The sequence below is a fragment of the Exiguobacterium sp. UBA7533 genome (assembly GCF_002479335.1).
Classification (GTDB): Bacteria; Bacillota; Bacilli; order Exiguobacteriales; family Exiguobacteriaceae; genus Exiguobacterium_A.
Window position 1 is genome coordinate 570,259 of sequence record NZ_DLMP01000001.1, and the last position, 26,902, is coordinate 597,160.

A 26,902-nucleotide genomic window follows, 5' to 3' on the forward strand; every position below is an offset into this window, starting at 1 on the left:
CGTTACTAATTTAGTATCATTCTAATCTTAAAGAAACATGGCGTATTATTCAAGCGTCATCGCTCGTTGTTTTTTCTCAAAATCATGCGTTTTGTTGAGAATCATTCGAAAGTTTCACCGGTTCCTCCAGTTCCTCGATCGTCGAAGTCCGATGAATCCGTTGTGACAGTAGGAGCAGTGGTATTCCGAATAATGTCAAGCCCGCTAAAATCCCGAAAATCGGTAACGGACGGTCCGCTCCATATAAACTTAATAAATGTCCTCCGGCAATTGGACCGATTGATTGTCCGATCGACGTCAAGCCCATCGCCCCGAAATAACTGCCCCGTAATTCTGGTTTTGCGAAGCGATCGGTCAAGATGTCAGTCATCGTGAACATCATGACTTCCCCGCACGTGAAGATGAACATCGCGACGATCATCCACCAGATCGCGTTTGCATTCCCCATGACGAACAGTCCGATCGCAACAGTCGCAATCCCGGTCGTGATCGAGACGAGCGGTGACGTCTTGACGCCGAACTTCATGATCGGATACTGCACGATCAAGACGGTGATCGCATTGATCGTGATTAAGATCGCATAGAGTGTCTTCCCGCCTTCAAGGAGTGACGTCTCAGTCAAGAATTGCGGCAAGGTCGAATTGAACTGACTGTAGCCGAAGACCCCGAAGATGATGCCGGCGAGTGCCAGCGTGAAGGCGACATCCGTCCGCAACAGACGAACCGTCGCTCCGAATGAGACCTTCTTGCCACCATGTGTCTCAGTGATTGGATGACGTTTAAATAAGAATCCAATCATCACCCCGTATGCCATATAGACGAACGCCGTGATGTAAAACGTCGCGGAGGTGTTCCCCGCACTCAGCAGCAAGGCGATTCCCGGCCCGATCGCTGCTGCGATGTTGATCATCGCGTAACGGATATTGAAGACGAACAATCGGTTCGCTTCGTTCGTCGTATCACTGATCAAGGCACGAGCGGATGGCTCAAAAATCGAGCGACAGACACCGTTCAAGGCACTGAGGATGAAGAATGCCCAGAACGTCTCGACTTGCGCGAGTGCGATGAAGACGATCGCGAACCCAATCGTTCCGGCGAGCATCATCGCCCGGCGACCATACCGGTCTGACAATGTACCGCCGATGAAACTCATAACGAGACTGGCGATCGCCGAAATACTGAGCACCCAGCCGACATCGACCGGATCAAACTTCAGAACGGTCGTCATGTAGATAGCGAAAAACGGCATCGTAATGAATGTTCCGAGACGTGAGAAAAACGTCCCGAACAAGACCCCGAGTGTCAACGGATGCAGTTGACGTATGCGTTGCATATGATTCCCCCTAACCCCTGTTTCAGACAAATGAAAAGCATCCTTCCATTATATAGGAAGGATGCCGGCTTCGGTGAACTTATTTGCTGACTGGAACGACCGCACCTTTGTACTTGTCGAGAATCCAATCTTGGTTTTTCTTTTCGTGTAGAACGTCAAGAAGTGCTGTGACACGCTTGTCTTTTTCATCGCCATCACGTGTAACGATGATGTTGACGTATGGTGACGACTCATCTTCTGACGCGATCGCGTCTTTCAACGGGTTCAGACCGTTATCGATTGCGTAGTTCGTGTTGATGAGGACGGCGTCGCCTTCATTGTTTTTGTAAGCTTGCGGAAGAAGCGATGCTTCGATGTTCGTCTTGAACTTAAGTTTCTTCGGGTTCTCCGCGATATCGCCGAGTTGTGCATCTGTCGTTTTACCGTCTTTAAGTTTGATCAACCCTTCATTTTGAAGGAACGTCAAGACACGACCGCGTTCCGCGACGTTTGAGCTCGTTAAGATCGTTGCACCGTTTGGCAACTTATCGAGTGACTTGTATTTCTTCGAATAGATACCGAGTGGTTCAACGTGGACGCCACCTGCGTTCGCAAACTTATACGATTTGTTTTCTTTCTCTTGTTGCTCGAGATACGGCACATGCTGGAAGTAGTTCGCGTCGAGTTCTTTTTCAGCGAGCGCTTTGTTCGGAAGCACATAATCTTGGAACTTCTTGATTTCAAGTTTGTAGCCTTTTGCTTCATATTCCTTTTTAACGTGCTCGAGAATCTCAGCGTGCGGTACGTTTGAAGCACCGATGACGAGTGTCTTGTCGTCGCTTCCTGATGATTTTTCGCCACAAGCAGCAAGACTGATTGCTAAAACGGATACAGCGGCAGTACCTACGAATTTTTTCCAAACTTTCATGAATGATTCCTCCAATATGAATAAAATTTGAATTAACGTTTATCGATTGCTCGGATCAGTAAGTCCCCAATGATTTGGATGACGAAGACGATTGCTAAGATTAAGAGTGTCGCAATGACGATGACATCGTTTTGAGAACGCTGGAATCCTTCGATGAAGGCCATGTCCCCGAGTCCACCTCCGCCGACTACTCCGGCCATTGCCGTGTAACCGACAAGTGCAACGAGTGTAACCGTGATACCAGAAACGATAGCAGGCAATGCTTCTGGGATTAAGACTTTGTAGATGATTTGGAACTTCGTCGCGCCCATCGATTCAGCTGCCTCGATGACACCTTTATCGACTTCGCGAAGTGCGAGTTCAACCATCCGACCGTAGAACGGTGCGGCTCCTAAAATCAGTGCCGGTAATGCTGCTGTTGGTCCGAGGAACGAACCGACGACTGCTTTCGTAAATGGAATCAATAAGATCAGTAAGATGATGAACGGAATCGAACGGAAGACGTTAACGATCAAGCTCAAGATCGAATAAAACGCCCGATTTTTGAACAACAATTCTTCATTTGTCGCAAACAATAATAAACCAATGATCAAACCGAGAACGAATGTCGAAAGACCAGCGACTGCCGTCATATAGATCGTACTGCCTGTCGCTTCCCACACCATGTCCCAGTCTAGGTTGTCAAAGAATGAAATCATCGGTGATCCACCTCCACTTCAACATCACTGGCTTGAAGCTTCGTGATGACCGCTTGTGTTGCTTCTGTTTCCCCGATTAACTGAATGAACAGCGTACCGAGCGCCCCTTCCTGTGATTGACCGACGTTTCCGCCGATGATATTGAACAGGACGGGTGAATCCTTCATGACTTCCGCGAGGATCGGACTTTCCGCCGTCGATCCGACGAATGTCAACTGAACGATTTTTCCGGTTGGGTAGCGTTCGCGGAGTTTCGCGAACGTCAACTCGTTTTCCGATGGCGACGTCAATTGTTTGACGAATTCCTTCGTCATCGCTTGCTTCGGATGACGGAAGACTTCTGCGACCGGTCCTTGTTCGACGATTTTACCGGCCTCCATGACGGCGACCCGGTGACAGATTTTTTGAATGACGTGCATCTCGTGTGTGATCAAGACGATCGTCAGTTTCAATTTTTCATTGATGTCGACGAGTAACTCAAGAATCGAGTCCGTCGTCTTCGGATCGAGTGCACTTGTTGCCTCGTCACATAAGAGAACATCCGGGTTCGATGCCAGTGCCCGAGCGATACCGACACGTTGCTTTTGACCACCCGATAATTGCGACGGATAGGCTTTTTCGCGTCCATCCAAACCAACGAGTTGAATCAGTTCCGCGACCCGTTCCTTGCGGCGTGCCTTCGGAAAGCCACCAAGTTCGAGTGGGAACATGATGTTCTCTTCAACTGTTCGTGACCAAAGTAAGTTGAAGTGCTGGAAGACCATCGAGACATTCTTGCGGACGCCCCGTAATTCTTTTGGTTTCAGTGATGTCATTTCGACACCATCGATTTGAATCGAACCACTCGTTGGTGCTTCGAGCATATTCAACAATCGGATCAAGGTCGATTTCCCTGCTCCGGAATAACCGATTATTCCAAAAATTTCACCGCGCTCGATTGTCAGATCGACATTCGCGACGGCTTCGACCGCTCCGCGCTTTGAGCGATAAATCTTTCCTACGTCTTGTAAACGAATCACAACTGTCCCTCCTAAAATAAAAAAAGTGCGCGCGTTTTAGAGCAAACGCGCGCACTTTTCAGTACACAAAACCATTTGCTCTCATCTCCCAGACTTTTGTCTGCTGGAATTAGCACCACTTCGGATTAGATCCGCGGTTGCCGGGTTTCATCGGGCCAGTCCCTCCACCACTCTCGATAAGAGTTTCGGTATTAAGTTTGTAGAATATATTCTGAATATTAGCAGGGGTTATTTTTGTTGTCAAACAGTTTTTTCAGAAACTTTTTCGAGGAACGTGAAAGCACGTGTTAAGTCTTCTTTCAAATCTTCCGCATCCTCAAGTCCAACTGAAATCCGAACGAGACCGTCCGTGATACCGAGTTCTGCCCGACGTTCTGCTGGGATTGACGCGTGCGTCATCCGTGCCGGCACCGAAATCAGACTCTCGACGGCACCAAGACTCTCAGCGAGTGTGAAGAAGTGTGTCGCCTCGACGAGTTTTTCTGCGTTCGCTGCTGAACCGACATCAAAGCTGATCATCCCACCAAATCCAGTCGCTTGTTTCGCTTGGATGTCGTGATCAGGATGTGATGCCAGTCCTGGGTAGAAGATGTTCGAGACGATGTCTTGCGCTTGTAGGAACGCAACGAGATCATGTGCTGTCTCTTCGATCGCATCCATCCGGATACCGAGCGTACGTAGACCACGGACGAGCAAGAAGCTGTCTTGCGGTCCAAGCACGCCGCCTGTCGAGTTTTGGATGAAGTGCATCTCTTCGCCAAGCGCATCATCTTTGACGACGACAAGTCCAGCGACGACGTCTGAATGTCCGCCGATGTATTTCGTCGCACTGTGCAAGACGATGTCAGCACCAAGTGCGAGTGGTTGTTGATGGTATGGTGTCGCGAACGTGTTGTCGACGACGAGTTTAAGATCGTGACGTTTTGCAATCGTTGCGATTGCTGCGATGTCCGTTACTTTCAACAACGGATTCGTCGGCGTTTCGACGTAGACGATCTTCGTATTGTCTTGGATCGCTGCTTCCGTTGCCGCAAGATCCGTCGTATCGACGAACGTCACTTGGATGTTGAACTTCGGTAAGACGCGTTGCATCAAACGGAACGTACCACCGTAGACGTCGTCCGTCATGACGATGTGGTCGCCAGACTCAAGCAAGTGGAAGACAGCATGAATCGCTGCCATCCCAGAACCGAACGCAAAACCACGTGCGCCGCCTTCAAGATCCGCAATCAATCGTTCGATGCTCGTCCGTGTCGGGTTCGCTGTCCGTGAGTATTCGTATCCGTCCTTGAGTTGACCGATTTTATCTTGCTTGTATGTGCTTGTTTGATAGATCGGAGGTGTGACGGCTCCTGTTGCCCGATCGACACCTGTTCCTCCATGAATCAATGCTGTCTTCTTACGCATGAGTTTCGTCCACCTTTTCAAAGATTTGTTGGCTTAAATAGCGTTCGGCACTGTCTGCGAAGACGGTGACGATCGTACTGCCGGGGTGACGCTTTGCGATATCAAGCGCAGCAACGAGCGCTGCCCCTGCTGAGCTACCGACGAGTAATCCTTCGCGAGCAGCGAGTGTATGAACCGCGTCAAATGCATCACGGTCAGAAATCGTATGAATCTCGTCGACGAGCTCACGCGGCACGAGACTTGGCCATTTCGCTGTACCGATACCTTCTGTCTTATGCGGACCGGCTGGACCACCGTTCAAGACGGAGCCTTCCGGTTCAACGATTGCTGCTTTTGTACCGAGACGTTGTTTTAAGAAGTCCGCTGTTCCGGCGAACGTACCACCTGAACCACAACCGGCAACGAACCAGTCGATATGCGGTAAGTCCGCAATCAGCTCAGGACCGAGTGTCCGCTGATACGTGACTGGGTTCTCTTCGTTTTCGAATTGTAACGGAACGTAACTATTCGGAATTTCCTGACCGAGTTCTTTTGCCCGGTCGATGGCCCCTTGCATATCGAGTTCAGTCGGCGTGTTGACGACGGTTGCGCCGAGTGCCCGCATCAACGTCTGCTTTTCCTGACTGAATTTTTCCGGAACGACACAGATGACTTGGAGATCGTATTTTTTAGCGGCGAGCGCCAAGCCGATGCCGGTATTCCCGGCTGTCGGCTCGATGATCGTACCGCCTGGTGTCACATGTCCGTTTTCGATTGCTGCATCAACGAGTTGAATGCCAAGGCGGTCTTTGACGCTGCCCCCAGGGTTCATCCATTCGAGCTTCGCCAAAATGCGCGTACCAGCAGGCAAATCGAATGAAATGATCTCGTAGAGTGGTGTGTTTCCGACGAGGTCGCGGACGTTGTTCGCGATCATCCGAAGACGATGTCCCATTCATCACGACCGGCAAGCATTTTCTCGGCATAGTGCTTCGCTCCTTTGAGGTCATGTGCGCTCGCAAATCCACATTGGACTTCGTTTTGCGCTGGAATCTCTTCTGCTGCGAGGACGTCTTTCAACGTCTTCTCAACGAGTTCGCTCATTTTTTCGACCGAGTCGAAGTTCATCATCGCCATATAGAAACCTGTTTGGCATCCCATCGGCGAGACATCGATGACATCATCCGAGTAGTTACGGATGTTTTCAGCAAGTAAGTGCTCGAGTGTGTGCATCGCACGCATCGGCATTTGCTCAACGTTTGGTTGTGTGAAACGGATATCGTATTTGACGACTTGGTCGACTTTACCTTCTTTATATCCTGCGACGCGGATGTAAGGTGCTTTGACTTTCGTATGATCCAGGTTAAAGCTTTCGACGTTCATTTTTTGAAGTGCCATGATTTATTCCCCCATTTTCTCGGCTTCTACGAGCCAGACGAAGTGATTGTATTGTATAAATTTAACAGTGAATCCCCGTGCTGTAAACAATTCTTCCATGACTGGAATCAACGGGTAGAACTCGCGTTCGAGATCTTCCGCTAACGCATCAAACCCTTGAGCACGTGCTTCACGGATCGTTTGCAGGCGTGCCTCTTCTGAGACGAACATCGTATCCGCGTAGACGATTTTTCCGTCTGCCGGTAAATGTGATGCCATCAGTTCGATTGCTTCTCCCTTTTCCTCATCTGTTAGATGATGAAACGCATACGTCGAAACAAAACTGCGTGCTTCCTTCACCTCGAACGAGAGGAAGTGACCGTCTTGTACATCAAGTGACGGAATCTTTTCCGTCAGGATTGCCCGCATCTCCGGACTTGGTTCGACGGCGAGTACGGCGTCGTGACGTGCCAGAAGACGTTGTGTCAGGTTCCCTGTGCCTGCTCCGAATTCAATGACCGGCGACTGCGCTTTATCCGCTACTGTATCCAAAATCTCATCGTATCGACGAAAAACCTCTTTATACTCCGGATCATGTCCGGTTACTGTCTCGTCATACGTTGATGCCCATTCTGTGAAAACATCCATAAAACGTACTGTCATGCCTTGTCGTCCTCCATCTCACCAGTTAATTCCGAGTAATCGGATATGAATTAAAGTAATTTTCCTTATTCGCATTGTAGCAAGGAGATTCTATCCTGGCAAGCGACCGGCTCGAAAAACTTCCAGAAAACAAAAAAAAGGCGTTGCCGGCGAACCGACAACACGAATAATGTGGTTAGAAATGCTACGAAGGAAAACCCAGCTCCATTCGGAATTGTTCGCTCTTCCGCGTGGAGGACGGCGCCTGTTCGACATGATCGCCAGCTTACGTTCACTTCCTGATCGGTCCTTTCGATCCACCACCCGTTCATTGCACCGCTTCGTCTTTGGGGGACGACTTAAGGGGAAACAATACACCGGCTTAGGATGGGAGAAAGGGTTCAGGACTTGAATCGTATTGAACGATCATCTCTGCTAGACTTCCTATAATGCATTTCTAGAAGTTGTTATGAATATACCATTCATATTTCTGCGTTGTCAACGGATTATTGTAAATATTCCGACAATTTAACAAAAAGAAAAATCCAATCGGACTTTTCTTACCGTTCTTGACAGAAAGCAAAGACGTTTTGGACGGACTGGAAAGCATAAAGTCGCTCTACGACTTGGTTTTCTTCAATTCGCAACAACGCAGGAACACTCATGACACGGGCTTCTTCTAAGAAATCCGGAATGAAATTCCCGTTCGCCTTCTGAATCGATTGACCTGATTCCGTCGCTTCGACGATATCGAGCATACGTTCCGCGATGGCGCATGTCCCGCACATCGGTGCATAGACATACAATAGCCCGTTTTCCGGGACGGTCGTGACCTCTTGCATGACGGTCGCTCCTTTCTTCGTGGTATCTGTCGTCAGTATACAAAAAAAAGAGAGCGGACGAAACGCAAGCGCCTCGTTCACTCTCTTTTCGTTAAGTATTACTCGTTGATCATCGATTTGTACGCTGCAGCGTCCATCAATGCCTCGACTTGTGAAGCATCTTCGATTTCGATGTCGACCATCCAAGCGCCTTCGAATGGTGACTCGTTGACGAGTTCTGGGGAATCCGAAAGGTTTTCGTTGATGGCAACGACTTTACCAGAGATCGGTGCGTATAATTCCGAGACTGTCTTGACCGACTCGACTGAACCGAATGGCTCGTTTGCTGTGATCGTATCCCCGACTTCAGGCAATTCGACGAAGACGATATCCCCGAGTTCGTGTTGCGCGAAATCCGTGATTCCGATGCGCGCCTTGTTTTCTGATACTTCGACCCATTCATGTTCTTCCGAATAGCGTAAGTTGTCTTTTACTTGACTCATTTCCGATTCCCCCTGTGGACTAATTTGGACTAACGTGTTCAGTATACCAAAATCGACTCTGAACTTAATACCATTTTCCTTGATACATTTCTTCCTTGAAGCCGATCGTGACGTCTTTTCCGTCTGTAACGATCGGACGCTTCAGTAACATGCCGTCACTTGCGAGCAACTTGTATTGCTCGTCTTCTGATAACTCAGGGAGTTTGTCCTTGATTCCTTGCGAACGATACGATTGACCGCTCGTGTTGAAGAACTTCTTCAATGGCTCCCCACTTTTTTGGTGGAGTTCCTGAATCGTCGTTGCAGATGGTGTCTCCTCGACGATATGTTTGTAATCGACTTCGACACCGTGTTGTTCGAGTGCTTTTTTTGCTTTGACGCACGTACTACATTTCGGGTAGCCGTACATCGTGACTGTTGTTGTCATGTTCATCACCTCACTTCCAAGAGTAGCAGATGGATCACTTCTGCTTCAAGCGTGCGAGCGCCCCGTCGATCTGATCTTGATGATGGGCGTCATGGGCGACGAACGACTCAACGAATTCTTGCGGTCGGAAATTCTCATAGGTCGCCGCAAATTGCTCATCAGACAGACGATTGAGGTGATCGACGATATCACGCCGGACACTGATCGCTTTTTTCAACAAAGCAAGCGGATCGATATGATGCGCATATTCGACCGCCAGTCGATTGAACTGATCAAAATCCGTCTCGACGAGCGTCAACGGTTCATCCGGTAACTTCGAGATGGCATGATCGTAATAAAACCGGTCCCATAAATAGAGGTGACTGACGCACTCAAGGACGGTCCACTTGTTGAGCGCAAGCGGCAGATCCCATTCTTCCGACGACAAACGTTCAAGGGATTGATAGTAGGCAATCGCAAATTGCAGTTCAACCAATTCTTGGCGCATCTCGTTTTCCCTCCTCAACCAAAAACTTCGCCTTTACAGAGATTTTCCCTGCAAAGGCGAAGCGGTAAACCTGACTTAGACCGTATATTTGTTTGACTCGATGAGACGTTTTGCGATGTCGCGTTTCGTACCGATGACGTTGATTGGCTGGTAACGGCTGAATTTTTTCAGCGCCGAGAGCAACATCCGGAGTTCGTCGCCGCTTGCTGCCGCGTAGAGTGTCTCTTTCGCGTCACGCTCGACAGCTTCGAACGCTTGTTGTGCGAAGACTTCCGTGTAACGGACTTTCAGTTCGCTCTTCTCGATTCCTTTGTCAGCAATCGCTTTGTCCGTCCGGACGATTGCTGACTCCAGCGCATAGATCGCACTCATGATGTCGGCTGTATTCGCTAAAATTTCTTGCTCGCCTTGGAGTTTGTCCTGGTATTTTTGGACCGCTGTTCCGGCAGTCAACAAGAAGATCTTCTTCATCATCGCGAGTAAGTGGCGTTCGCGATCAAGTGGTGCTGTTCCGATGTCTGTCGGCATGAAGCTCATCACTTCTTGTTGTAGACGCTGTGCTTCCGCAAGCAACGGCAACTCGCCTTTCATCGCTTTCTTCAGTAGTGTTCCTGGGACGAGGAGACGGTTGATCTCGTTCGTTCCTTCGAAGATCCGGTTAATCCGTGAATCACGGTACATGTTCTCGACTTCATATTCTGCCATGAAGCCATAACCACCGTGGATCTGGACCGCTTCATCGATGACATAATCAAATGTTTCCGAAGCGAAGACTTTATTCATTGAGCATTCGATTGCGTACTCCGCGATTGCATCGGCAATTTTCTTACCGTCCTTGCTCTCTTCTTCTGACAACTGATCGAGACTGTCTTGGAACAGACCACCCGTCCGGTAGACTGAACTTTCCATCGCATACGTCTGTGCTGCCATCGTCGCGAGTTTTTCTTGAATCAATGGGAACGAGCTGATCGGTGTCTTGAACTGTTTCCGTTCGTTCGAGTACTGGACTGCAAGATCAATCGCTCGTTTTGACGAACCGACAGCACCGACAGCTAATTTGTAACGACCGACGTTCAAGATGTTGAAGGCGATGACGTGACCGCGTCCAATCTCACCAAGGACGTTATCGACTGGTACTTCTGCATCTTGTAAGATCAATGTCCGTGTCGATGACCCTTTGATCCCCATCTTCTGCTCCTCGACACCTGTCGAGACACCTGGATACGATCCTTCGACGAGGAAGGCTGTGAACTTGTCACCGTCGATTTTTGCGTAGACGACGAACAAGCTTGCGAAACCTGCGTTCGTGATCCATTGTTTTTCACCGTTCAAGATATAGTGCGTCCCTGCTTCATTCAAGACAGCTGTCGTTTTGGCACCGAGGGCATCCGAACCAGAGCCCGGCTCTGTCAATGCGTACGAAGCGATCCACTCCCCTGAAGCGAGTTTCGGCAAGTATTTATGCTTTTGCTCTTCGTTACCGAAGAAGACGATCGGCAACGAACCGATTCCGACGTGTGCGCCGTAGCTGAGGGCGAATGAACGACCACGCGCGAACTTCTCCGTGATGATCGAAGACGAAATCTTATCCATCTGATAACCACCGTATGCTTCCGGAACATCTGCGCCGAGTAGACCAAGCTCGCCTGCTTCACGGAGTAGACCAACCGACAGTTCGAACTCGTGTTTTTCGATTCGGTCAAGGACAGGAACGACACGATCTTCGACGAACTTCGCTGTCATATCACCAACCATTTTGTGTTCTTCTGAGAAATCCTCTGGTGTGAAGAGACGTTCTGGTGCTAACTCATCTAATACGAAACTGCCACCTTTGATTAATTCGTTTGTCGTTTGGCTCATTGTCCTGTTCCTCCTTCAACTAGTTCGAATACACCTGCTGCGCCCATTCCGCCACCGATACACATCGAGACGACACCATACTGGACATTCCGGCGTTTCATTTCATGCAAGAGCGTTAATGTCAATTTCGTTCCTGTACAGCCGAGTGGGTGACCGAGGGCGATCGCTCCACCGTTGACGTTGACGATGTCTTCATTTAGTCCAAGCTCACGGATGACACCGAGCGACTGCGAAGCGAACGCTTCGTTCAACTCGATCAAACCGACGTCTTCAAGTGTGATGCCTGCGAGTTCGAGTGCCTTTGGAATCGCGACGACTGGTCCGATACCCATCACTTCCGGACGGACACCACCGACAGCGAACGATTTGAACTTACCGAGAATCGGTAAGCCTTGGCGTTCTGCCTCTTCCCGTTCCATGACGAGGACGGCAGCCGCACCGTCTGACGTCTGCGAAGAATTCCCTGCCGTGACGCTGCCGCCGAGGCGGAACGCTGGGCGAAGTTTCGCGAGACCTTCCGGTGACGAATCCGGGCGAACGCCTTCATCGTGCTCGACGATGAATGTCTTCTCTTCGATTTTCAGTTCATCGTTGACGAATTGTTCCGTCACCGTTACTGGGACGATCTCGTCAGCAAACTTACCAGCCGCAATTGCTGCCGCTGCTTTTTGGTGACTCTTCAACGCAAACGCATCTTGATCTTCTCGTGAGACATTGTAGGTCGTTGCGACTTGCTCCGCTGTATGCCCCATGCTCATGTAGTATTCCGGTGCTGTGTCGACGATCGACGGATTAGGTCGGACGACGTGACCCGGCATCGGGACTTGACTCATCGATTCGAGTCCACCAGCGACGACAGCGGTTGCTTGCCCCGTCATGATCTTCATCGCTGCGTCAGCAATCGATTGTAGTCCACTTGAGCAATACCGGTTGATCGTTATTGCCGGTACCTCATGGGATAAACCACCGAGGACTGAAGCGTAACGGGCGATGTTCATCCCCTGCTCTGCTTCCGGTAAGGCACATCCGAGAATGACGTCATCGACCGCTCCCGTGTAACCGGACCGTTTCAACGTTTCTTGGATGGCGATGCCTGCTAATTCATCCGAGCGCATCGATTTGAATGCGCCCTTTTTTGCTTTTCCGACCGGTGTTCGTGCACCGGCGACGATTACTGCTTCCTTCATCCGAATCCCCCCAGTCCTCAGTTACGAAGCGGCTTGCCTTTGACGAGCATGTGCTGCATCCGTTGTTGTGTCTTCATCTCACCGATCAGGCTCAAGAAGGCTTCCCGTTCGATGTCGAGCATATATTGTTCATCGACGTGGCTATCGAAGGCGACGTTACCGCCGGCGATGACGTGTGCGAGTTTACTTGCGATTTTCAAATCGTGTTCCGAGATATAACCGCCGTAGAACATTTCGCGTGTTGCAAGTTCCAGCGTCGCTTTACCAGCACGACCGACGACTGGAATCTTCGCTTTCGCTGGTGCCGTGTAGCCGGTCCGGTCCAGTTCAAGGACGAGTTGTTTCGCATCATACGTCAAGTGATCCCGGTTCATCGAGATTTGATCAATGGAGCGGACATATCCGAGTTCACGTGCTTCAAAGGCTGATTTTGAGACTTTTGCCATCGCGACGTTTTCGAACGTCTTTTGCGCTGCTTTTTCGATATTGACGAGTCCGTCTGGTGTGTTTTCTAACAGTCGACGGTACGTATTGACGTTTCCGCCGCCTCCTGGAATTAGACCGACACCGACTTCGACGAGACCCATGTACGTTTCAAGACCAGCTTGCAGGCGAGCTGCCGGAAGCGAGATTTCTGTACCGCCACCAAGCGTCATCCCTTGTGGAGCAGCGACGATCGGACGCGATGCGTAACGAATCTTTTGAATCGATTGTTGGAACTTGTTGATGATCCAGTCGAGTTCGAACCAGTTCTCATCTTCCGCTTCCATCAGCATCATCGCTAGGTTCGCACCGACACAGAAGTTCTTGCCATCGTTCGCGATGACGAGACCACGGTGGTTTTTCTCAACGAGATCGACCGACTGTTCGATCATCTGCATGATGTCGACACCGATCGCATTGCTCTTCGATGTGAACTCAAGGACTGCGACATCATCGCCGATATCAAGCAAGCGTGCCCCGTTGTTCTCAAGTAAAACACCGTTTGACTTCCGGACGTCGCGGAGTCGGATCTCCTTCGGATTGACCGTTGCTCCGACGTAGTCTTGTGTCGTTGTGTCATAATGACGACCGGACGCATCATAGAAACTCGTCTTCCCTGCCGCGAGCATCTCATCGACCCATGCCGGTACTTCGTAACCGTCTTGTTTCATCTTCGCGACCGTCTTCTCGACGCCTAGTGCGTCCCATGTCTCGAACGGTCCCATCTTCCAGCCGAAGCCCCATTTCATTGCTTCATCGATCGCTTTGATGTCGTCTGCGATCTCACCAGTCAGCTGAGCCGAGTAGAGCAATGTTTTCGCGTGGATTGGCCAGAGTAACGCGCCGACACGATCTTGCGCGAAGACGACGGCTTTCAGTTTGTTTTTTGCGCCCGGAAGTGCTTTGGCTTGTCCGACTGACGGTTCAGTAAGCGCTTTCTTTTCAACGTACTCAAATGTCTCGAGATCAAGTTCAAGGATCTGTTTTCCGACTTTCTTATAGAAACCTTGACCCGTCTTCGCACCGAGTGATTCTTGTTCGACAAGGCGACGCATTTCAGACGGAACCGCGAACGTCTCCTTCTCTTCGCCTTCTGGCAACAAGTCATAGACGTTGTTCGCGACGTGGACGAACGTGTCGATGCCGACGACGTCGAGTGTCCGGAATGTTGCTGACCCTGGGCGACCAAGTAGTGGACCTGTGACCGAATCGACCTCCCCGATCGAATAGCCACCTTTTTTCATCTCATCCATCGTCACGAGGAGACCGTATGTCCCGATTCGGTTGCCGATGAAGTTCGGTGTGTCCTTCGCGATGACGACACCTTTTCCGAGTCGTTCCTCTGCGAATTGCTTCATGAAGTCAACGACACTTGGATCCGTGTCTGACGTCGGAATCAACTCAAGCAACTTCAGATAACGTGGTGGGTTAAAGAAGTGTGTCCCGAGGAAACGACGGTTGAACGATTCCGAGCGCCCTTTGCGCATCGCTTCAATCGAGATGCCGGATGTGTTCGAACTGACGATCGCGTCTTCCCGAATGAACGGTTCGATCGTTGCGAACAATTGCTGTTTGACGTCGAGTCGTTCGACGACGACTTCAACGATCCAGTCCGCTTCCTTCAGACGCTCTAAGTCGTCTTCTAAGTTTCCGACCTCGATGAAATCGATCAATTTTTTCGACGCGAGTGGTGCTGGATTTTGTTTCAAGAGTTTTTCGCGGTTATCGCGCGCGATGCGGGAGCGGACGCGCGGATCACTCAGCGTCAAGCCCTGCTTCTCTTCTTGTGCCGTAAGTTCTTTTGGTACGATATCAAGCATCAATGTCCGTATGCCAGCATTCGCAAGATGTGCCGCGATGCCTGCACCCATCACCCCTGAACCGATGATGACGGCGAATTGGATGTGTTTCGTCAACTGGATTGTGGTCGGCTGACCGATTTGACTCGCCATGATATACCCCCTGATTTTAAATTGAATGAATAACCATTCATTATACTGACAAAAAAAGAAGCCCAACGACTTTGGTGTGCTTCTTCTACATCTTCATCATAAATGAATAATGATTCAGTAGCAATAAAAAATCAGTCAATGGACAAATTTTCCTGTTAGACTGATAAAAAGGAGTGGTTGAAAATGAGTCAAACCGAGCATGTATGGAATCAAAAAGCCGCCGACTGGGCGGATCGCGCTGACGATATGTGGACGAACGGCAGCCGAAAAACCGTTTTGCCGTTCTTACGAAAAACGATCACCGGTGGTCGTTTGCTTGATCTCGGTTGCGGTGATGGTGCAGCCTGTCGCTTACTGACACCGGACTTTCAGACAGTCGGACTTGATGTTTCAGATGAGATGATCCGAATCGCCCGTGAGAAGTCACCCGAGCAGACGTTCATCGTTGGAACGGGTGAAGCATTGCCGTTCGCCGATCATGCGTTTGATGTCGTCCTCGCCGTCAACTCACTCGAATGGTCGACACGTCCCGTTCAAGTGTTGCAAGAAATCGAACGTGTCGCCCCGCTTGTCGTCATCAGCCTACTCGGTCCGACAGCCGCACCACGGCAACTTGCTTATCGTCGTCTGTACGGTGAAGAAGTCGCGATGGGAAATACGATGATGCCGTGGGAATTGTTGCAGCTGGCAAAAGAGTGTGGCTGGACGTTGCTCGATGAAGCAGTCATCCAAAAGGAAGGAGCCGTCATGACGGGGCATCGATTACTGGATCAAGCACATGCTTTCTCGTGTTTATTTGCTTTTCAGACGACGGCTGTGAGGGAGCGATAAATATGTCACACAGTACCTTTTATACGTCTATATTAATAGCTTTATGTATTGTTTTTTTATTTTACATTGATGCTCTCGATGTTCTAGAAAGATGGCAATTCTTCCTACTCTTTATTGGTCTGTTATTCTGTATACAGGCATTGGGGGACCGTTTATTTCGACGTTATCGGGAGAAACGTTTCCAACCACAAACTACTGTCTTCTTAATGATTGGTTTATTTGCTGGGATGATGTTTCTAGGTAATATCATTTGGCCATGATGCGAAATGACCGATGTAACGCACTATTCACCTCACTGTCTTCTCACCCGCTTTCCTCAGGCGAGACACAAGCCAGTCTTCTTCATCCTTCGGATGACGAACCCGGGTCTTGTTCGTCTCTGACAGCGCGAGTTAAAACATCGCGCTTTTTCCTGAAGGAGTCGGGTGAAGACATGTGAGGAGGACGTACTCATTTGTTATCCAAAGAACTCAAAAGCGATCGATTTCCGTCAATGGAATCGATCGCTTTTGATATGAGTTCATCTAGGACGAACTAGGCATCTTCGACTCCTACAGGAAAAGGAAGCATGCTAGATGCTTCCGTCAGGGAAGAGGAAGACCCGGCAAATCGCATGGAATGCGAAATGCCGCGGCTTACTTCCCGCCTGAGGAAAGCGAAGATGTTGGGAACGTCCGGTATACTTTGCTTCATCCTCCATGCGTTCGCTGATGTACCTGTCGCAACCACTCTTCAACCAAGACAAGACCCGATTGCTCTTCCCATTTCAGTCGGAAATAGAGTGTCTGTAGCATCTGTTTAACGTTACGATACGTCGTCCACTCCGCATCTCCCCATGTCACGTCACTCTCAAGCCACTCCTTAATATTACGTTCGATTCGTTGCAATAGGACATCTTCCGACAGTCCATGACGACAAGCTTGCAACCACGCCGTCACCATCCGGTCCGCTTCTTCATCGACATAGAGATAATCGGATCGGATCAACTGACGAATCATCGCATCAATCGCTCCGAGCTCCTCCTGTGGACGACTCGCTGGGTGCGTAAACCAAACCGCATAGACATCTGCGATATGTGCCATGCTGTGTGCCCACCCCATTCCGTCAATGAATCCACGGACATCCTTTTCTTGCTCCAAATAGGTTTGTAAGTAAGTCGACAGCCGATTCAGCTGACTTTGCGTCAATACCTGCCGGGTTTTGTCCATCACTAACAATTCAGCGAGTGCTAATGCTGAAAATGATCGCGTCAGAACAGCTGTTGTGTCCGCTGTTCCCATTCTATACATCAATCCATGCCCGCTTAAAAGAAAATCGAAAATTCGATTGGTGTCTTCTATCGTAAATGATTCGGATGCGATGTAGATCGCTAACTGCGGATAGATCAATCCATCTCGTAACTCAGAATCCGTCGAACCGATATGTAGAAGTAACTCATCGAGTAATGTAGGCGTTACAGGCGCGTCTTGTTGCAGCAGTTCCTTGAATTCTTGTTCTGTTCGTGCCATTCTGACCTCTCCTCTCTGAATCAAAAAAAGACGATGCAACGTTGCATCGCCTTCTCTTCTTATCCTTTGACCATTCCTTTGAGAACGAAGGCAACGTTTGCCGGTCGTTCTGCTAAGCGGCGCATGAAGTAACCGTACCAGTCACGTCCATAAGGAACGTAGACACGGACTTTATAGCCTTGTTTGACGAGTTCGAGTTGACGCTCGACCCGGATACCAAATAACATCTGGAATTCGAACTGGTCTTTTTCGATCCCATTTTCTTTAGCGTGACGGATGACTTGCTCGATCATCGCATCGTCATGTGTTGCGACGGCAGCATAGTTTCCGAGTGATAATTGTAACTTCACGAGCTTGATGTAGTTGTGATCGACGTCTTCTTTTTCTGGGAACGCCACCGTTGCCGGCTCTTTATATGCCCCTTTAACGATCCGGAGATTCGTCTCGAAGCGACCGACGCGTTTGATATCATCTTCCGACCGGTAGAGGTATGACTGGATGACTGTTCCGATGTTATCGAAAGATTGGCGCAATTCTTCAAACAATTGAATCGTCTTTTCACAACGTGGCTCATCTTCCATATCAATCGTGACGAAGACACCGAGTTCTTTCGCACGTGTTAAGATCCGCTCCATGTTCGAGCGAATCAAGTCGTCCGAGATATCGAGTCCGAGTGATGTCAGTTTCAACGAGAGTTGCGAGTCTAATTTTTCTTCCGCAATCATCTCAACCGCACGAATACATTCTTGTGTCATCATCTCTGCTTCCGCTACCGTCGAGATGAACTCCCCTAAATGGTCCATCGTGACGCATAATCCTTTTGCGTTCAATTCCTGGATCGCCCGTTTTGATGCTTCCAATGAATCCCCTGCCACGAAGCGACTTGCTCCGAATTTAAGCCCGTATCGCTTGGCGAGACCGTTCAATGTCTTGTTTTGCGATAAGAAGATAAAACCATCCCGTAGTACTTTTTCCATCACTCATGATTCCCCCTAAATAAATGCTAGGCTGTTTTACCGTATCGGTTCACATCTCTGCCTTTATATTATGACATAAAGCGCTTACATGCGCTCTTTCTTTTGTTTATTTTTGAGAATCTGTTGTGCGACAAGTCCCACGACAAAGAATAAGACATACAGACCGATCGCGAGGAAGAACTGCCACGAGAACGGATCACGAAGGCTTGAGCCGATATTGTTGTAAACGAACGCACCGGGAATGATCCCGATATAGTTCGCGATGGCGAACTGTTTGAAGCGGATTTTTGATAATCCGGACGCGTAGCTGATCGCGTCAAACGGAAATAGCGGAATCAACCGGACGATCAAGACGACGAGAAAGCCGTTCGTTGCAATCCGTTCGTCGAGTACGTTCAGCTTCCCTTTCCCGATCAACTTCTCAACTCCACGGCGACCGAGCAACCGGGCGATCCAAAAGCTGAGTAATCCACCCGTACCGGCACCAATAACATCAAGTAATGTCCCGAGCCACGGACCGTACGTATAGCCGCCAAAGACGGTCAAAAGACTCGCCGGAAAAAAGACGAGTGGTCGGACGGTATAAGCGAGCACATAGAGCAACATCCCGGTGAGACCTTGATTCCGTACCCAATCCGATAATGCTTGAATGTCGAATTGCTCCAACATTCCCGACATCCGGAAATACAGGAGCAATCCAAGTCCAAACATAAAATACAGCGTGATCGGGAGCCAGTCCCGGAGCCGTAGTTTCTTCATGACATCGTCGCTGGAGCAACATAATAGAAAATCGACAGGAAGATCAACACACTACCAGCAAGGACGAACAGATGCCAAATCGCGTGGTTATACGGCAAGCGTGCCCAGACGTAAAAGATGACGCCGAGGGAGTACGCAAGTCCACCACCGAGGAGGAGTAAGAATCCTTGTAATCCAAGTGCTTCATAGATTGGCTTGATCGCAAACAGACAACACCAGCCGAGGATCAGATAAGACGCATTCGAGATCCAGACATATTTACCGGTCGAATAAAGCTTCCAGATGATGCCGAGCGTTCCGACACCCCAGACGATTCCGAGCAATGTCCAGCCGAGCGGACCACGGAGTGTGATTAAAGCGAACGGTGTATAACTACCGGCAATCAAGAGATAGATGCCAGCATGATCTAAAATTTGTAGAACCTTGTTTGCTTTCGTATGCATCAGCGAATGCATCAAGGTCGAGAACAGATAAAGGAGAATCATCGTTGCCCCGAAGATACTGACAGCAGTGACGTTCCAAGCGCTGCCGGATTTCGTCGCCTGCAGGATCAACATCACGAGCGCGACGATACTGAAAATGACACCCAATCCGTGTGTAATGGCACTGGCGATCTCCTCTTTCAAGGAGTCACCTTTTGCGAGTAGCTCTTCGATCGTTTCTTTCGATTGTTGCTTGATCGTTTGCTTAAGTTCTTTTTTGGTAACCAACCGAACACCTACTTTCTAATGACACAAGACTAACACTTTGATTATACGCTCTGAAGCGACAGCGTGCCTATCGAAAGATTCTGTCGATTTGATGACAACCGTCATCTGTTTGTCTTTTCCCGCTTATACAAAAATCCACACCGCCTTTGCGATGTGGATGTCGTTTACCATTGTTCAATATCCGGGCGATCCTTGAACGTCGATTTTGTACCGTGACGTTCGTTAAGGACGGCTTCGACTTCTTTGAATGAGACACCGCGCTCAGCGAGCAAGACCGTTAAGTGATACAACAAGTCTGCTGTCTCTTCTGCTAACGTATCGTTACCAGCGAGAACGACTTCAAATGCCTCTTCACCGAACTTCTTCGCGATCTTCTCGTATCCGGAAGCAATCAAATAGTTCGTATAGGATTCTGCTTCTTTCGCGTCAATCTTCGCTTTGACGGTCTGTTCCAGTTCGTATAACATCGGGCACCTCCACTTCCGTATAGAAACAACTACGATTTCCGGTATGGCATGTTGGACCGTTCGCTTTGACCGTGATCAAGAGACTATCTTGATCACAGTCAATCCACATCCGTTTGAGTTCAAGCGTGTTCCCGCTCGTCTCGCCTTTCGTCCAGAGACGATTCTTCGTCCGCGAGAAGAAGGTGACGAGACCGGTCGCAAGCGTCTTATCATAGGCGGCTTGGTCCATGAAGCCGACCATCAAGACATCGTTCGTCTGCTCGTCGACGACGACGGCAGCGACGAGTCCTTTTGAAAAATTCAATGTCGTCATCGGACTTCGACTCCCCGTTCTTTGAGGTAGGCTTTTGTTTCTGGCATCGTGTACGTCGCTTCATGGAAGATCGAAGCAGCTAAGGCTGCGTCAGCTCCTGCTTCCAAACCTTCCGCCAAGTGAGCGAGTGTTCCGACCCCACCAGAAGCGATGATCGGCACGTTGACGACTTCACGCAAACGACGAATCAAGGCGAGATCATAGCCGTCTTTTGTTCCGTCAGCATCCATTGACGTGACGAGTAACTCCCCGGCACCCAGGGCAACGGCTTCCTGTGCCCACTCGATTGCGTCACGTCCGACGGGTTGTGTTCCACCGTGTGAGAAGACACCCCATGAGTCACCGGTCTGTTTCGCATCGATTGCGACGACTGTCGCTTGGACACCGAACAGGCGGCTGACTTCTTGAATCAGTTGTGGATTTTGAAGCGCTGATGAGTTGAGTGAGACTTTGTCAGCACCGGCACGAATCAAGCGTTTCGCGTCTTCGATCGTCTTGATTCCGCCACCGACCGTAAACGGCATGTAGATGACTTCTGCGACGCGTTCGACGATATCAAGCATCGTCTCGCGCCCTTCTTGCGTTGCTGAGATATCGAGCAGGACGAGTTCGTCCGCCCCTTGCTCGTAATAGTATTTCGCGACGGCGACCGGGTCACCAAGATCACGTAAGTTTTGGAATTTGACCCCTTTGACGACACGTCCTTCCTTGACGTCAAGACAGGGAATGATTCGTTTCATCAACATACGCGTAACACCTCTTTTAAGGCGAGTGATCCGTCGAGCAATGCCCGACCGACGACCGCTCCGTCCATCCCGATCTCTTTGAGGCGCGCGACGTCATCAACGGTCGTCACACCACCAGAAGCGATCAATTCGACCCCTTCCCGCTTCAAACGATCGAGTCCATCAACGTCCGGTCCCATCATCATTCCGTCACGCGAAATGTCTGTATAAAGGAACGTCTTGATGCCTTTGCCGATCAAGTGTGTCATTGCCTCTTCAAGCGTCCAACCGCTCGCTTCGAGCCAGCCGCGTGTTTGAACGATTCCTTCTTTTGCATCCAAGGCAACAGCCAGTTTATCACCAGCAAGAGCAATCATCTGTTCGAGTAACGCTTCATCCTCGAGAGCGACCGTGCCGATCAGAATCCGATCGATTCCGGCACCGACGTATGCTTCGACGGTCTCGATGTTACGGACACCACCACCAGCTTCGACGAACAAACCGGTCTCCTTTTTGATGTCGGCGATCAAGTTCAAGTGCAACGGTTCGCCGGCTTTCGCGCCATCAAGATCGATCAAGTGGATCGCTGTCGCCCCATCTTCCTTGAAGCGCTTCGCAATCGTCAACGCATCACCGAAGAATGTCTGTTGGTCAAAATCTCCTTGCTTCAGGCGTACGGCCTGTCCGCTCATTAAATCGATTGCTGGGTAGAGTTGCATGTCGTCTCTCTCCATTCCTTCAGTAGTTTCAGTCCGACTTCGCCACTCTTTTCCGGGTGGAACTGCATCCCGGTGACTTGTCCTTTTTGAACGATCGCTGGAACAAGACGTCCGTATTCAACCGCGTCGACGATCCATTCTGGGTCACAAACAGCGCCGTACGAGTGGACGAAATAGACCGCTTCGCCGTGGTTCGTCAGCTGATGCCAACCCATGTGCGGCAAGCGGACGTCGCTCGGTAGTTTTTCAATCGTTCCCGGTAAAATTCCGAGACCTTCCGTCAGTCCATCTTCGTCACTTGATTCAAAGAGCAGTTGCATCCCGAGGCAAATCCCGAGGAATGGTTTCTTTTCCGCTTGTTCTTTTAAGAAGTCGACGAGTCCCGTTTCCTTCAGGCGCTCCATTGCCGGTGCATAAGCACCGACACCCGGTAAGACGAGTGCTTCTGCTTGGTCGAGCAACTCCGTGTCACTCGTGACGATGACTGCTTCGCCGAGCTCCTTTAACGCCCGCTCGACATTCGCGATATTCCCGACGCCATAATCGACGATTGCTATCATTGATCAATCAACCCTTTCGTAGACGGTACCCCTTCGCTCGTCACGGCGACTGCCTGACGGACGGCTCGACCGAGTGCTTTGAACAACCCTTCGATCATGTGGTGTGTGTTCGAGCCATATAAGACTTCAGCATGAATCGTCATCCGGGCACTCCGTGATAAGCCTTGGAAGAACTCTTCTGCGAGTTCCGTATCAAAGTCACCGAGCTTCGGATTCTTGAAACTAGCACGGAAGACCGTGAACGGACGACCGCTGAAATCGAGCACGACCGACGCGAGTGTCTCATCCATCGGTACACGCGATTCGCCGTAGCGTTCAATCCCGGCTTTATCGCCGAGCGCTTCCGTCAACGCTGCCCCGAGGACGATCGCGGTATCTTCGACCGTGTGGTGGGCATCAATCCACGTATCACCTTTTGCTGTTACCTTCAAACCGATTCGGGCCTGAAAGGCAAATAACGTCAACATATGATCAAAGAAGCCGACACCCGTCTTAATCTCAACCGGACCTCCTGCGAGATCGACCTCGACCTTGATGTCTGATTCTGCACTTACTCGTTCGCTTGCGCCACGCCGCATCGTAATTCCTCCTCTACACACGTTTCTAATACTTGCATCGCTTCTGGTGATCCACAACTGACACGGAAGGCTTGGTTAAACAAGCGAATCCGTAATCCGGCGTCAGCACAACGCTGCGTAAAGCGTTCGGCTTCCGGATACTCGACGTAGACGAAGTTCGCTGCACTTGGATACGTCTTGCCGATTGGGGCGAGAATCCGTTCGATCGCCTCGCGGCTCGCATACGTTTCCTCTAAGACTCGATCGAGTTCCGGTTCTGCCATGATGGCGATGCCGACAGCTGCTGATAGACCAGAGACGTTGTACGGTGATTTAATCTGTTCGATTTCTTCGATGATTTGTTCGCTCGCGATGACAAAACCAAGTCGGAGCGATGCGAGTCCGAACGCTTTCGAGAGCGTCCGTAAGATGATTGCTTTCGGATATTCTTCGAGTAAGTGAAGCATCGATTGTTCGAGCGCGAAGTCGATGTACGCCTCATCGATGACGACGTATTTGCCACTGTCGAGCAAACGACGGATGTCCGCTTCCTTCCGGAGGACACCGGACGGATTGTGCGGGTGACTCAAGAAGATGATCTCACCAGGAGCTGCGATCAATCCCTCGACGTCAAGCGCCATCTCGTCGAGTAACGGCACGCGTTCGAACGGTGCCCGTGCCCGGTCAGCGTAGAACTGATACATGACGAAGTCCGGTTCCGAGGCGATGACCGGCATGCCGGGTCCGCCGTAGCGGGCACATAAGTAGCCGATCAACTCATCCGAGCCGTTTCCGGCGACGAGTTGCGTCGGACGGACACCGGCGTACGTCGCGTATGATGCCTTGACTTGATCGATGATTTCGACAGGATATTCATTTAAAGGGAACGTTGCGATCAATTCCTGGATCGCTTCGATCCCGACTGGACTGTGGGTCGTGAATCGTTCGTTTTGGTGTAATCGCATTAGTCTTCCCTCACTTCGATGGCTTGTGCGTGTGCTTCGAGTCCTTCGACCCGGGCAACGGTCTTCGCTGCGTTCGCGAGACGTTGTACGCCTGCGCGTGTGGCTTCGAGCATCGTCTGGTGACGCAGGAATGTCCGCGCTGATAATCCAGACGCAAAACGAGCTGTACCGGACGTTGGTAAGACGTGGTTCGTTCCGGCGACGTAATCACCGAGCGTTTCCGGTGTCTCGTGACCGAGGAAAATCATCCCGGCGTGACGGATCGACTTCACGACCTCTTGCGGATTGGCAACGGCAAGTTCCAAGTGTTCCGCTGCGAGGCGATTCGCTTCTTCGATCGCTGTTTCGAGTGGAGCGACGAAGACACCACCGTTTTCCATCGCGCGACGGGCAATCTCTTGACGCGGCAATTGCTGTAAGCGCCGCTCGATTTCTGCATCCACCGCTTGTTTCATCTCTTCCGTTGGCACGAAGGCGATCGCGACAGCGTCACGGTCGTGTTCGGCTTGCGCAAGGAGGTCGGCTGCGATCCGGTCCGGATGCGCTGTTTCGTCCGCGATGACGACAACTTCCGATGGACCGGCAACCGAGTCGATGCCAACAATCCCGTAGACTTGGCGTTTTGCTTCAGCAACGAAGCGGTTTCCGGGTCCGACGATCAAGTCAACGGCTTGGATGCTTTCTGTTCCAAATGTCAGCGCGGCGACCGCTTGTGCTCCACCAATCGTATAGATTTCTGTCACACCAGCGATGCGTGCCGCAACGAGAACCTCATCACTTAAGTTCGTCATCGGTGTCACCATGACGACGCGTTCGACTCCGGCAACTTTCGCTGGAATCGCGTTCATCAAGACCGTCGATGGATAACTTGCTGCACCACCCGGTACGTAGATCCCGACCGAATCAACGGGAACGAACCGTTGACGTCGTGTCACGTCTGCCTCGACGAGTTCGATGTCAGACGGTAGTTCTTGTTCGTGCCATTCGACGAGTCGTGTCGCCATCAACTTCAACGAGTCGATCAAGTTGGCGTCTGCCTGTTCAAAGGCTTGCGTGATCCGTGTTTCACTGAGACGGAAGTCCTCAAGGTCGACTTGATCGAATTGGTTCGTGTAATCGCGGACAGCAGCGTCACCGTCTGTTGCGACGCGTTCGAGGATCGCGCGGACCGCAAGCTCCGTGTCGCGATCGATGCTGAAAGGTTTTGTCGGTGTCATGATCGTGTCACTCCTTCTATCAATTGCTCGAGCAAGCGGATGACTTCCACCCGCTTCCGTTTTAACGTCCATTCGCTCGTAAAGAATCGAGCGCTGATATCGATGATTTTTTCGTATTCATTTAGTCCGTTCGCCCGTAACGTCTCACCTGTCTCGACGATATCGACGATTGCGTCAGCAAGACCAAGTAACGGTGCTAGTTCAACGGATCCATTCAACGGTACGATGTCGACGTCGACACCGAGTTCGCTGAAGTAGCGTTTTGCGATGACCGGATACTTCGTCGCGATCCGGACGCGGCGTCCGCCTTCGAATTGCAACGGTTCCTTTGCACAGACGGACATCCGGCAGACACCGAACGGTAATTCCGCGAGTTCCGATAGTTCTTGATCTGATTCCAGTAGGATATCACTGCCGGTGATCGCGACATCGAGAACGCCTTGGGCAACATACGGGATCAAATCCGATCCTTTCATGAAGACGAATTCGTGCTCGCCCCGTTTGACGATTAGTTCGCGTTCAATGGCTCCCCATGTCTCGACGCCAGCTTCTTTCAGATAACGTTCTGTCGCTTTCGACAGCCGTCCTTTCGTAATTCCGATTCGCATTTAGAGCACCTCCGCCAACCGTTCCACCGAGAATCCGATGCCGAACGCCTGTTGTTCTTGTCCGAATTGTTCATAGAGCCGGTCGTAGCGTCCACCGACGAGGACGGGTTCCGTCACGCCTTCGATGAAACCGTGGACCGTGATCCCGTCGTAGTACGTCTGTAAGCCCATTTGACCGAAGTCGAGATCGGCATTGACGGCTTCCGCGAGATCAAGCACGGCATTGAGTCGTGTTTCGTCAACGTACGGTAAGATCGTCTCTGCTCCTTCGCGTCCGAATAATAAAGGAAGTTTCGCGAGTAAAGCATCATCCAGTTGACCCGCGATTCGCTTCAGTTCGATGACGTTACGTAAACGAAGCATCTGTGTGACTTGGTCGCGTAAGTGGTGATCACCGACACGCGTCTCAATCAAATGCTCGATCAAACCGGCATCACCGATCGAGAGTGTGACTTCTTTTCCTGTCAGTTCCTCGACGAGTCGGACCGCGAGTTGGATCGCTTCAACTTCTGCAATTTGTCCTCGTTCCTCGAATCCGACCTGGAACTTCTCTTCCGGTTGAAAGACGGAGCCACTGTAGAAGACACGTTTATATTGTTCGCGACCGCGTTCGCTGAGTGCACGTGCGACACTAGTCGTAAAATCCATCCGAATCTGTTCCCGTCCACCGATTTCCTCAATTAAGGGGGTGATTAATCGGGTATAGTTAGATTGTTCGAGTCCATCTTCGAGCTGACGAATGACTTGTTGGAGCCGCGTTGCCGAGGCACCGACGTAGTCCGTCGCTCCATCCTTGAGTCGAATCGTAGAAAATGATTGCATACTCCCACTCCTTTATCTTATTATCACTGTACCACGCTAAATTATTTAACGATAAGATACCGCGTTTCGGGCACATTGTCAA

At 50.4% G+C, this 26,902-nt stretch carries 28 protein-coding genes, 1 pseudogene and 1 riboswitch; of the genes and pseudogenes, 1 reads left to right on the forward strand and 28 read right to left on the reverse strand.

The genetic code is table 11. The annotated features are described in order from the left end of the window. Positions 1 to 82: 82 nt before the first annotated feature. The 15 genes from B2U10_RS02850 to B2U10_RS02920 all read right to left on the reverse strand — a co-directional run bounded on the left by B2U10_RS02850 (position 83) and on the right by B2U10_RS02920 (position 15,082). A complete protein-coding gene (locus tag B2U10_RS02850; RefSeq protein WP_290785457.1) occupies positions 83 to 1,333 on the reverse strand; it encodes an MDR family MFS transporter in 1,251 nt (416 codons plus the stop codon). Positions 1,334 to 1,412: 79 nt separating this feature from the next. After that, positions 1,413 to 2,240 (reverse strand): MetQ/NlpA family ABC transporter substrate-binding protein, encoded by an 828-nt coding sequence (locus tag B2U10_RS02855; protein ID WP_290785458.1) that lies wholly within the window; start codon positions 2,238 to 2,240, stop codon positions 1,413 to 1,415. Between the two features lie 32 nt (positions 2,241 to 2,272). After that, the gene (locus tag B2U10_RS02860) at positions 2,273 to 2,938 is read right to left on the reverse strand and encodes a methionine ABC transporter permease (protein ID WP_035406001.1); all 666 of its coding nucleotides are present in this window, start codon (positions 2,936 to 2,938) and stop codon (positions 2,273 to 2,275) included. Continuing rightward, entirely contained in the window at positions 2,935 to 3,957 is a 1,023-nt protein-coding gene (locus B2U10_RS02865; RefSeq protein ID WP_029342433.1) for a methionine ABC transporter ATP-binding protein, read from the reverse strand. The genes B2U10_RS02860 and B2U10_RS02865 overlap by 4 nt, the downstream gene beginning before the upstream one ends. A 78-nt stretch (positions 3,958 to 4,035) precedes the next feature. Further along, positions 4,036 to 4,140: riboswitch (SAM riboswitch) on the reverse strand. Between the two features lie 57 nt (positions 4,141 to 4,197). After that, positions 4,198 to 5,364, reverse strand: coding sequence for a bifunctional cystathionine gamma-lyase/homocysteine desulfhydrase (locus B2U10_RS02870; protein ID WP_290785461.1), 1,167 nt, complete (start codon positions 5,362 to 5,364; stop codon positions 4,198 to 4,200). Then, on the reverse strand, positions 5,357 to 6,280 hold the full coding sequence (locus tag B2U10_RS02875; RefSeq protein ID WP_290785811.1) for a PLP-dependent cysteine synthase family protein: 924 nt from the start codon (positions 6,278 to 6,280) through the stop codon (positions 5,357 to 5,359). The genes B2U10_RS02870 and B2U10_RS02875 overlap by 8 nt, the downstream gene beginning before the upstream one ends. Further along, positions 6,277 to 6,741 (reverse strand): S-ribosylhomocysteine lyase, encoded by a 465-nt coding sequence (locus B2U10_RS02880; protein WP_023469165.1) that lies wholly within the window; start codon positions 6,739 to 6,741, stop codon positions 6,277 to 6,279. Before B2U10_RS02880 ends, B2U10_RS02875 begins: the two co-directional genes overlap by 4 nt. Positions 6,742 to 6,744: 3 nt before the next feature. Next, positions 6,745 to 7,383, reverse strand: coding sequence for a class I SAM-dependent methyltransferase (locus B2U10_RS02885; RefSeq protein ID WP_290785464.1), 639 nt, complete (start codon positions 7,381 to 7,383; stop codon positions 6,745 to 6,747). Positions 7,384 to 7,922: 539 nt separating this feature from the next. Then, the gene (locus B2U10_RS02890) at positions 7,923 to 8,204 is read right to left on the reverse strand and encodes a thioredoxin family protein (protein WP_023469167.1); all 282 of its coding nucleotides are present in this window, start codon (positions 8,202 to 8,204) and stop codon (positions 7,923 to 7,925) included. Between the two features lie 98 nt (positions 8,205 to 8,302). Continuing rightward, positions 8,303 to 8,686 (reverse strand): glycine cleavage system protein GcvH, encoded by a 384-nt coding sequence (gene gcvH, locus B2U10_RS02895; protein ID WP_290785467.1) that lies wholly within the window; start codon positions 8,684 to 8,686, stop codon positions 8,303 to 8,305. Positions 8,687 to 8,750: 64 nt separating this feature from the next. Continuing rightward, positions 8,751 to 9,113 carry an arsenate reductase family protein gene (locus B2U10_RS02900; protein WP_290757620.1) on the reverse strand — a complete coding sequence of 121 codons (363 nt, stop codon included), beginning with the start codon at positions 9,111 to 9,113 and terminating at the stop codon, positions 8,751 to 8,753. 34 nt (positions 9,114 to 9,147) lie between these two features. After that, on the reverse strand, positions 9,148 to 9,600 hold the full coding sequence (locus tag B2U10_RS02905) for a DinB family protein (protein ID WP_290785470.1): 453 nt from the start codon (positions 9,598 to 9,600) through the stop codon (positions 9,148 to 9,150). 75 nt (positions 9,601 to 9,675) lie between these two features. After that, positions 9,676 to 11,460: an acyl-CoA dehydrogenase family protein gene (locus B2U10_RS02910; protein WP_035405982.1), complete on the reverse strand. Its 1,785-nt coding sequence runs from the start codon at positions 11,458 to 11,460 to the stop codon at positions 9,676 to 9,678. After that, complete coding sequence (locus tag B2U10_RS02915; RefSeq protein ID WP_290785475.1) at positions 11,457 to 12,647, reverse strand: acetyl-CoA C-acetyltransferase; 1,191 nt, start codon at positions 12,645 to 12,647, stop codon at positions 11,457 to 11,459. Before B2U10_RS02915 ends, B2U10_RS02910 begins: the two co-directional genes overlap by 4 nt. 17 nt (positions 12,648 to 12,664) lie before the next feature. Beyond that, positions 12,665 to 15,082: a 3-hydroxyacyl-CoA dehydrogenase/enoyl-CoA hydratase family protein gene (locus B2U10_RS02920; RefSeq protein WP_290785478.1), complete on the reverse strand. Its 2,418-nt coding sequence runs from the start codon at positions 15,080 to 15,082 to the stop codon at positions 12,665 to 12,667. A gap of 183 nt (positions 15,083 to 15,265) precedes the next feature. Between B2U10_RS02920 and B2U10_RS02925 the strand changes: the two genes are divergently transcribed. Beyond that, on the forward strand, positions 15,266 to 15,913 hold the full coding sequence (locus B2U10_RS02925; RefSeq protein ID WP_290785481.1) for a class I SAM-dependent methyltransferase: 648 nt from the start codon (positions 15,266 to 15,268) through the stop codon (positions 15,911 to 15,913). A 689-nt stretch (positions 15,914 to 16,602) separates the two neighbouring features. Here the strand turns inward: B2U10_RS02925 and B2U10_RS02930 are convergent. The 13 genes and pseudogenes from B2U10_RS02930 to B2U10_RS02990 all read right to left on the reverse strand — a co-directional run bounded on the left by B2U10_RS02930 (position 16,603) and on the right by B2U10_RS02990 (position 26,820). Then, positions 16,603 to 17,421, reverse strand: a complete 819-nt coding sequence (locus B2U10_RS02930; RefSeq protein WP_290785484.1) for a DUF2785 domain-containing protein — start codon at positions 17,419 to 17,421, stop codon at positions 16,603 to 16,605. A 59-nt stretch (positions 17,422 to 17,480) separates the two neighbouring features. Next, positions 17,481 to 18,398: a proline dehydrogenase family protein gene (locus B2U10_RS02935; RefSeq protein ID WP_023469178.1), complete on the reverse strand. Its 918-nt coding sequence runs from the start codon at positions 18,396 to 18,398 to the stop codon at positions 17,481 to 17,483. Positions 18,399 to 18,482: 84 nt separating this feature from the next. Then, positions 18,483 to 19,157: a TVP38/TMEM64 family protein gene (locus B2U10_RS02940; protein WP_290785487.1), complete on the reverse strand. Its 675-nt coding sequence runs from the start codon at positions 19,155 to 19,157 to the stop codon at positions 18,483 to 18,485. Then, positions 19,154 to 19,813, reverse strand: coding sequence for a PAQR family membrane homeostasis protein TrhA (trhA, locus tag B2U10_RS02945; protein ID WP_035396436.1), 660 nt, complete (start codon positions 19,811 to 19,813; stop codon positions 19,154 to 19,156). Before trhA ends, B2U10_RS02940 begins: the two co-directional genes overlap by 4 nt. A 218-nt stretch (positions 19,814 to 20,031) precedes the next feature. Next, positions 20,032 to 20,647: pseudogene (hisIE, locus tag B2U10_RS02950) on the reverse strand (bifunctional phosphoribosyl-AMP cyclohydrolase/phosphoribosyl-ATP diphosphatase HisIE). After that, positions 20,644 to 21,393 carry an imidazole glycerol phosphate synthase subunit HisF gene (gene hisF, locus B2U10_RS02955; protein ID WP_290785490.1) on the reverse strand — a complete coding sequence of 250 codons (750 nt, stop codon included), beginning with the start codon at positions 21,391 to 21,393 and terminating at the stop codon, positions 20,644 to 20,646. The pseudogene hisIE and the gene hisF overlap by 4 nt, the downstream one beginning before the upstream one ends. Continuing rightward, positions 21,387 to 22,091, reverse strand: coding sequence for a 1-(5-phosphoribosyl)-5-[(5-phosphoribosylamino)methylideneamino]imidazole-4-carboxamide isomerase (gene hisA / locus B2U10_RS02960; RefSeq protein WP_290785493.1), 705 nt, complete (start codon positions 22,089 to 22,091; stop codon positions 21,387 to 21,389). Before hisA ends, hisF begins: the two co-directional genes overlap by 7 nt. Then, a complete protein-coding gene (gene hisH / locus B2U10_RS02965) occupies positions 22,064 to 22,651 on the reverse strand; it encodes an imidazole glycerol phosphate synthase subunit HisH (protein WP_029342451.1) in 588 nt (195 codons plus the stop codon). Before hisH ends, hisA begins: the two co-directional genes overlap by 28 nt. Next, complete coding sequence (hisB, locus tag B2U10_RS02970) at positions 22,648 to 23,229, reverse strand: imidazoleglycerol-phosphate dehydratase HisB (protein WP_035396348.1); 582 nt, start codon at positions 23,227 to 23,229, stop codon at positions 22,648 to 22,650. Before hisB ends, hisH begins: the two co-directional genes overlap by 4 nt. Beyond that, the gene (locus tag B2U10_RS02975) at positions 23,202 to 24,173 is read right to left on the reverse strand and encodes a pyridoxal phosphate-dependent aminotransferase (RefSeq protein ID WP_075643060.1); all 972 of its coding nucleotides are present in this window, start codon (positions 24,171 to 24,173) and stop codon (positions 23,202 to 23,204) included. Before B2U10_RS02975 ends, hisB begins: the two co-directional genes overlap by 28 nt. Beyond that, positions 24,173 to 25,390 (reverse strand): histidinol dehydrogenase, encoded by a 1,218-nt coding sequence (gene hisD / locus B2U10_RS02980; protein WP_035405944.1) that lies wholly within the window; start codon positions 25,388 to 25,390, stop codon positions 24,173 to 24,175. Before hisD ends, B2U10_RS02975 begins: the two co-directional genes overlap by 1 nt. Continuing rightward, positions 25,387 to 25,998: an ATP phosphoribosyltransferase gene (gene hisG / locus B2U10_RS02985; RefSeq protein WP_290785499.1), complete on the reverse strand. Its 612-nt coding sequence runs from the start codon at positions 25,996 to 25,998 to the stop codon at positions 25,387 to 25,389. Before hisG ends, hisD begins: the two co-directional genes overlap by 4 nt. Then, the gene (locus B2U10_RS02990) at positions 25,999 to 26,820 is read right to left on the reverse strand and encodes an ATP phosphoribosyltransferase regulatory subunit (RefSeq protein ID WP_214805352.1); all 822 of its coding nucleotides are present in this window, start codon (positions 26,818 to 26,820) and stop codon (positions 25,999 to 26,001) included. It abuts the gene before it with no gap. Positions 26,821 to 26,902 lie beyond the last annotated feature (82 nt).

Coding starts and splice junctions, on each gene's coding strand:
- B2U10_RS02850 (WP_290785457.1), bottom strand. CDS start 1,333: ATGCAACGCATACGTCAACTGCATCCGTTGACACTCGGGGTCTTGTTC.
- B2U10_RS02855 (WP_290785458.1), bottom strand. CDS start 2,240: ATGAAAGTTTGGAAAAAATTCGTAGGTACTGCCGCTGTATCCGTTTTA.
- B2U10_RS02860 (WP_035406001.1), bottom strand. CDS start 2,938: ATGATTTCATTCTTTGACAACCTAGACTGGGACATGGTGTGGGAAGCG.
- B2U10_RS02870 (WP_290785461.1), bottom strand. CDS start 5,364: ATGCGTAAGAAGACAGCATTGATTCATGGAGGAACAGGTGTCGATCGG.
- B2U10_RS02875 (WP_290785811.1), bottom strand. CDS start 6,280: ATGATCGCGAACAACGTCCGCGACCTCGTCGGAAACACACCACTCTAC.
- B2U10_RS02880 (WP_023469165.1), bottom strand. CDS start 6,741: ATGGCACTTCAAAAAATGAACGTCGAAAGCTTTAACCTGGATCATACG.
- B2U10_RS02885 (WP_290785464.1), bottom strand. CDS start 7,383: ATGACAGTACGTTTTATGGATGTTTTCACAGAATGGGCATCAACGTAT.
- B2U10_RS02890 (WP_023469167.1), bottom strand. CDS start 8,204: ATGCAAGAGGTCACGACCGTCCCGGAAAACGGGCTATTGTATGTCTAT.
- gcvH (WP_290785467.1), bottom strand. CDS start 8,686: ATGAGTCAAGTAAAAGACAACTTACGCTATTCGGAAGAACATGAATGG.
- B2U10_RS02900 (WP_290757620.1), bottom strand. CDS start 9,113: ATGACAACAACAGTCACGATGTACGGCTACCCGAAATGTAGTACGTGC.
- B2U10_RS02905 (WP_290785470.1), bottom strand. CDS start 9,600: ATGCGCCAAGAATTGGTTGAACTGCAATTTGCGATTGCCTACTATCAA.
- B2U10_RS02910 (WP_035405982.1), bottom strand. CDS start 11,460: ATGAGCCAAACGACAAACGAATTAATCAAAGGTGGCAGTTTCGTATTA.
- B2U10_RS02915 (WP_290785475.1), bottom strand. CDS start 12,647: ATGAAGGAAGCAGTAATCGTCGCCGGTGCACGAACACCGGTCGGAAAA.
- B2U10_RS02920 (WP_290785478.1), bottom strand. CDS start 15,082: ATGGCGAGTCAAATCGGTCAGCCGACCACAATCCAGTTGACGAAACAC.
- B2U10_RS02925 (WP_290785481.1), top strand. CDS start 15,266: ATGAGTCAAACCGAGCATGTATGGAATCAAAAAGCCGCCGACTGGGCG.
- B2U10_RS02930 (WP_290785484.1), bottom strand. CDS start 17,421: ATGGCACGAACAGAACAAGAATTCAAGGAACTGCTGCAACAAGACGCG.
- B2U10_RS02935 (WP_023469178.1), bottom strand. CDS start 18,398: ATGGAAAAAGTACTACGGGATGGTTTTATCTTCTTATCGCAAAACAAG.
- B2U10_RS02940 (WP_290785487.1), bottom strand. CDS start 19,157: ATGAAGAAACTACGGCTCCGGGACTGGCTCCCGATCACGCTGTATTTT.
- hisF (WP_290785490.1), bottom strand. CDS start 21,393: ATGTTGATGAAACGAATCATTCCCTGTCTTGACGTCAAGGAAGGACGT.
- hisA (WP_290785493.1), bottom strand. CDS start 22,091: ATGCAACTCTACCCAGCAATCGATTTAATGAGCGGACAGGCCGTACGC.
- hisH (WP_029342451.1), bottom strand. CDS start 22,651: ATGATAGCAATCGTCGATTATGGCGTCGGGAATATCGCGAATGTCGAG.
- hisB (WP_035396348.1), bottom strand. CDS start 23,229: ATGCGGCGTGGCGCAAGCGAACGAGTAAGTGCAGAATCAGACATCAAG.
- B2U10_RS02975 (WP_075643060.1), bottom strand. CDS start 24,173: ATGCGATTACACCAAAACGAACGATTCACGACCCACAGTCCAGTCGGG.
- hisD (WP_035405944.1), bottom strand. CDS start 25,390: ATGACACCGACAAAACCTTTCAGCATCGATCGCGACACGGAGCTTGCG.
- hisG (WP_290785499.1), bottom strand. CDS start 25,998: ATGCGAATCGGAATTACGAAAGGACGGCTGTCGAAAGCGACAGAACGT.
- B2U10_RS02990 (WP_214805352.1), bottom strand. CDS start 26,820: ATGCAATCATTTTCTACGATTCGACTCAAGGATGGAGCGACGGACTAC.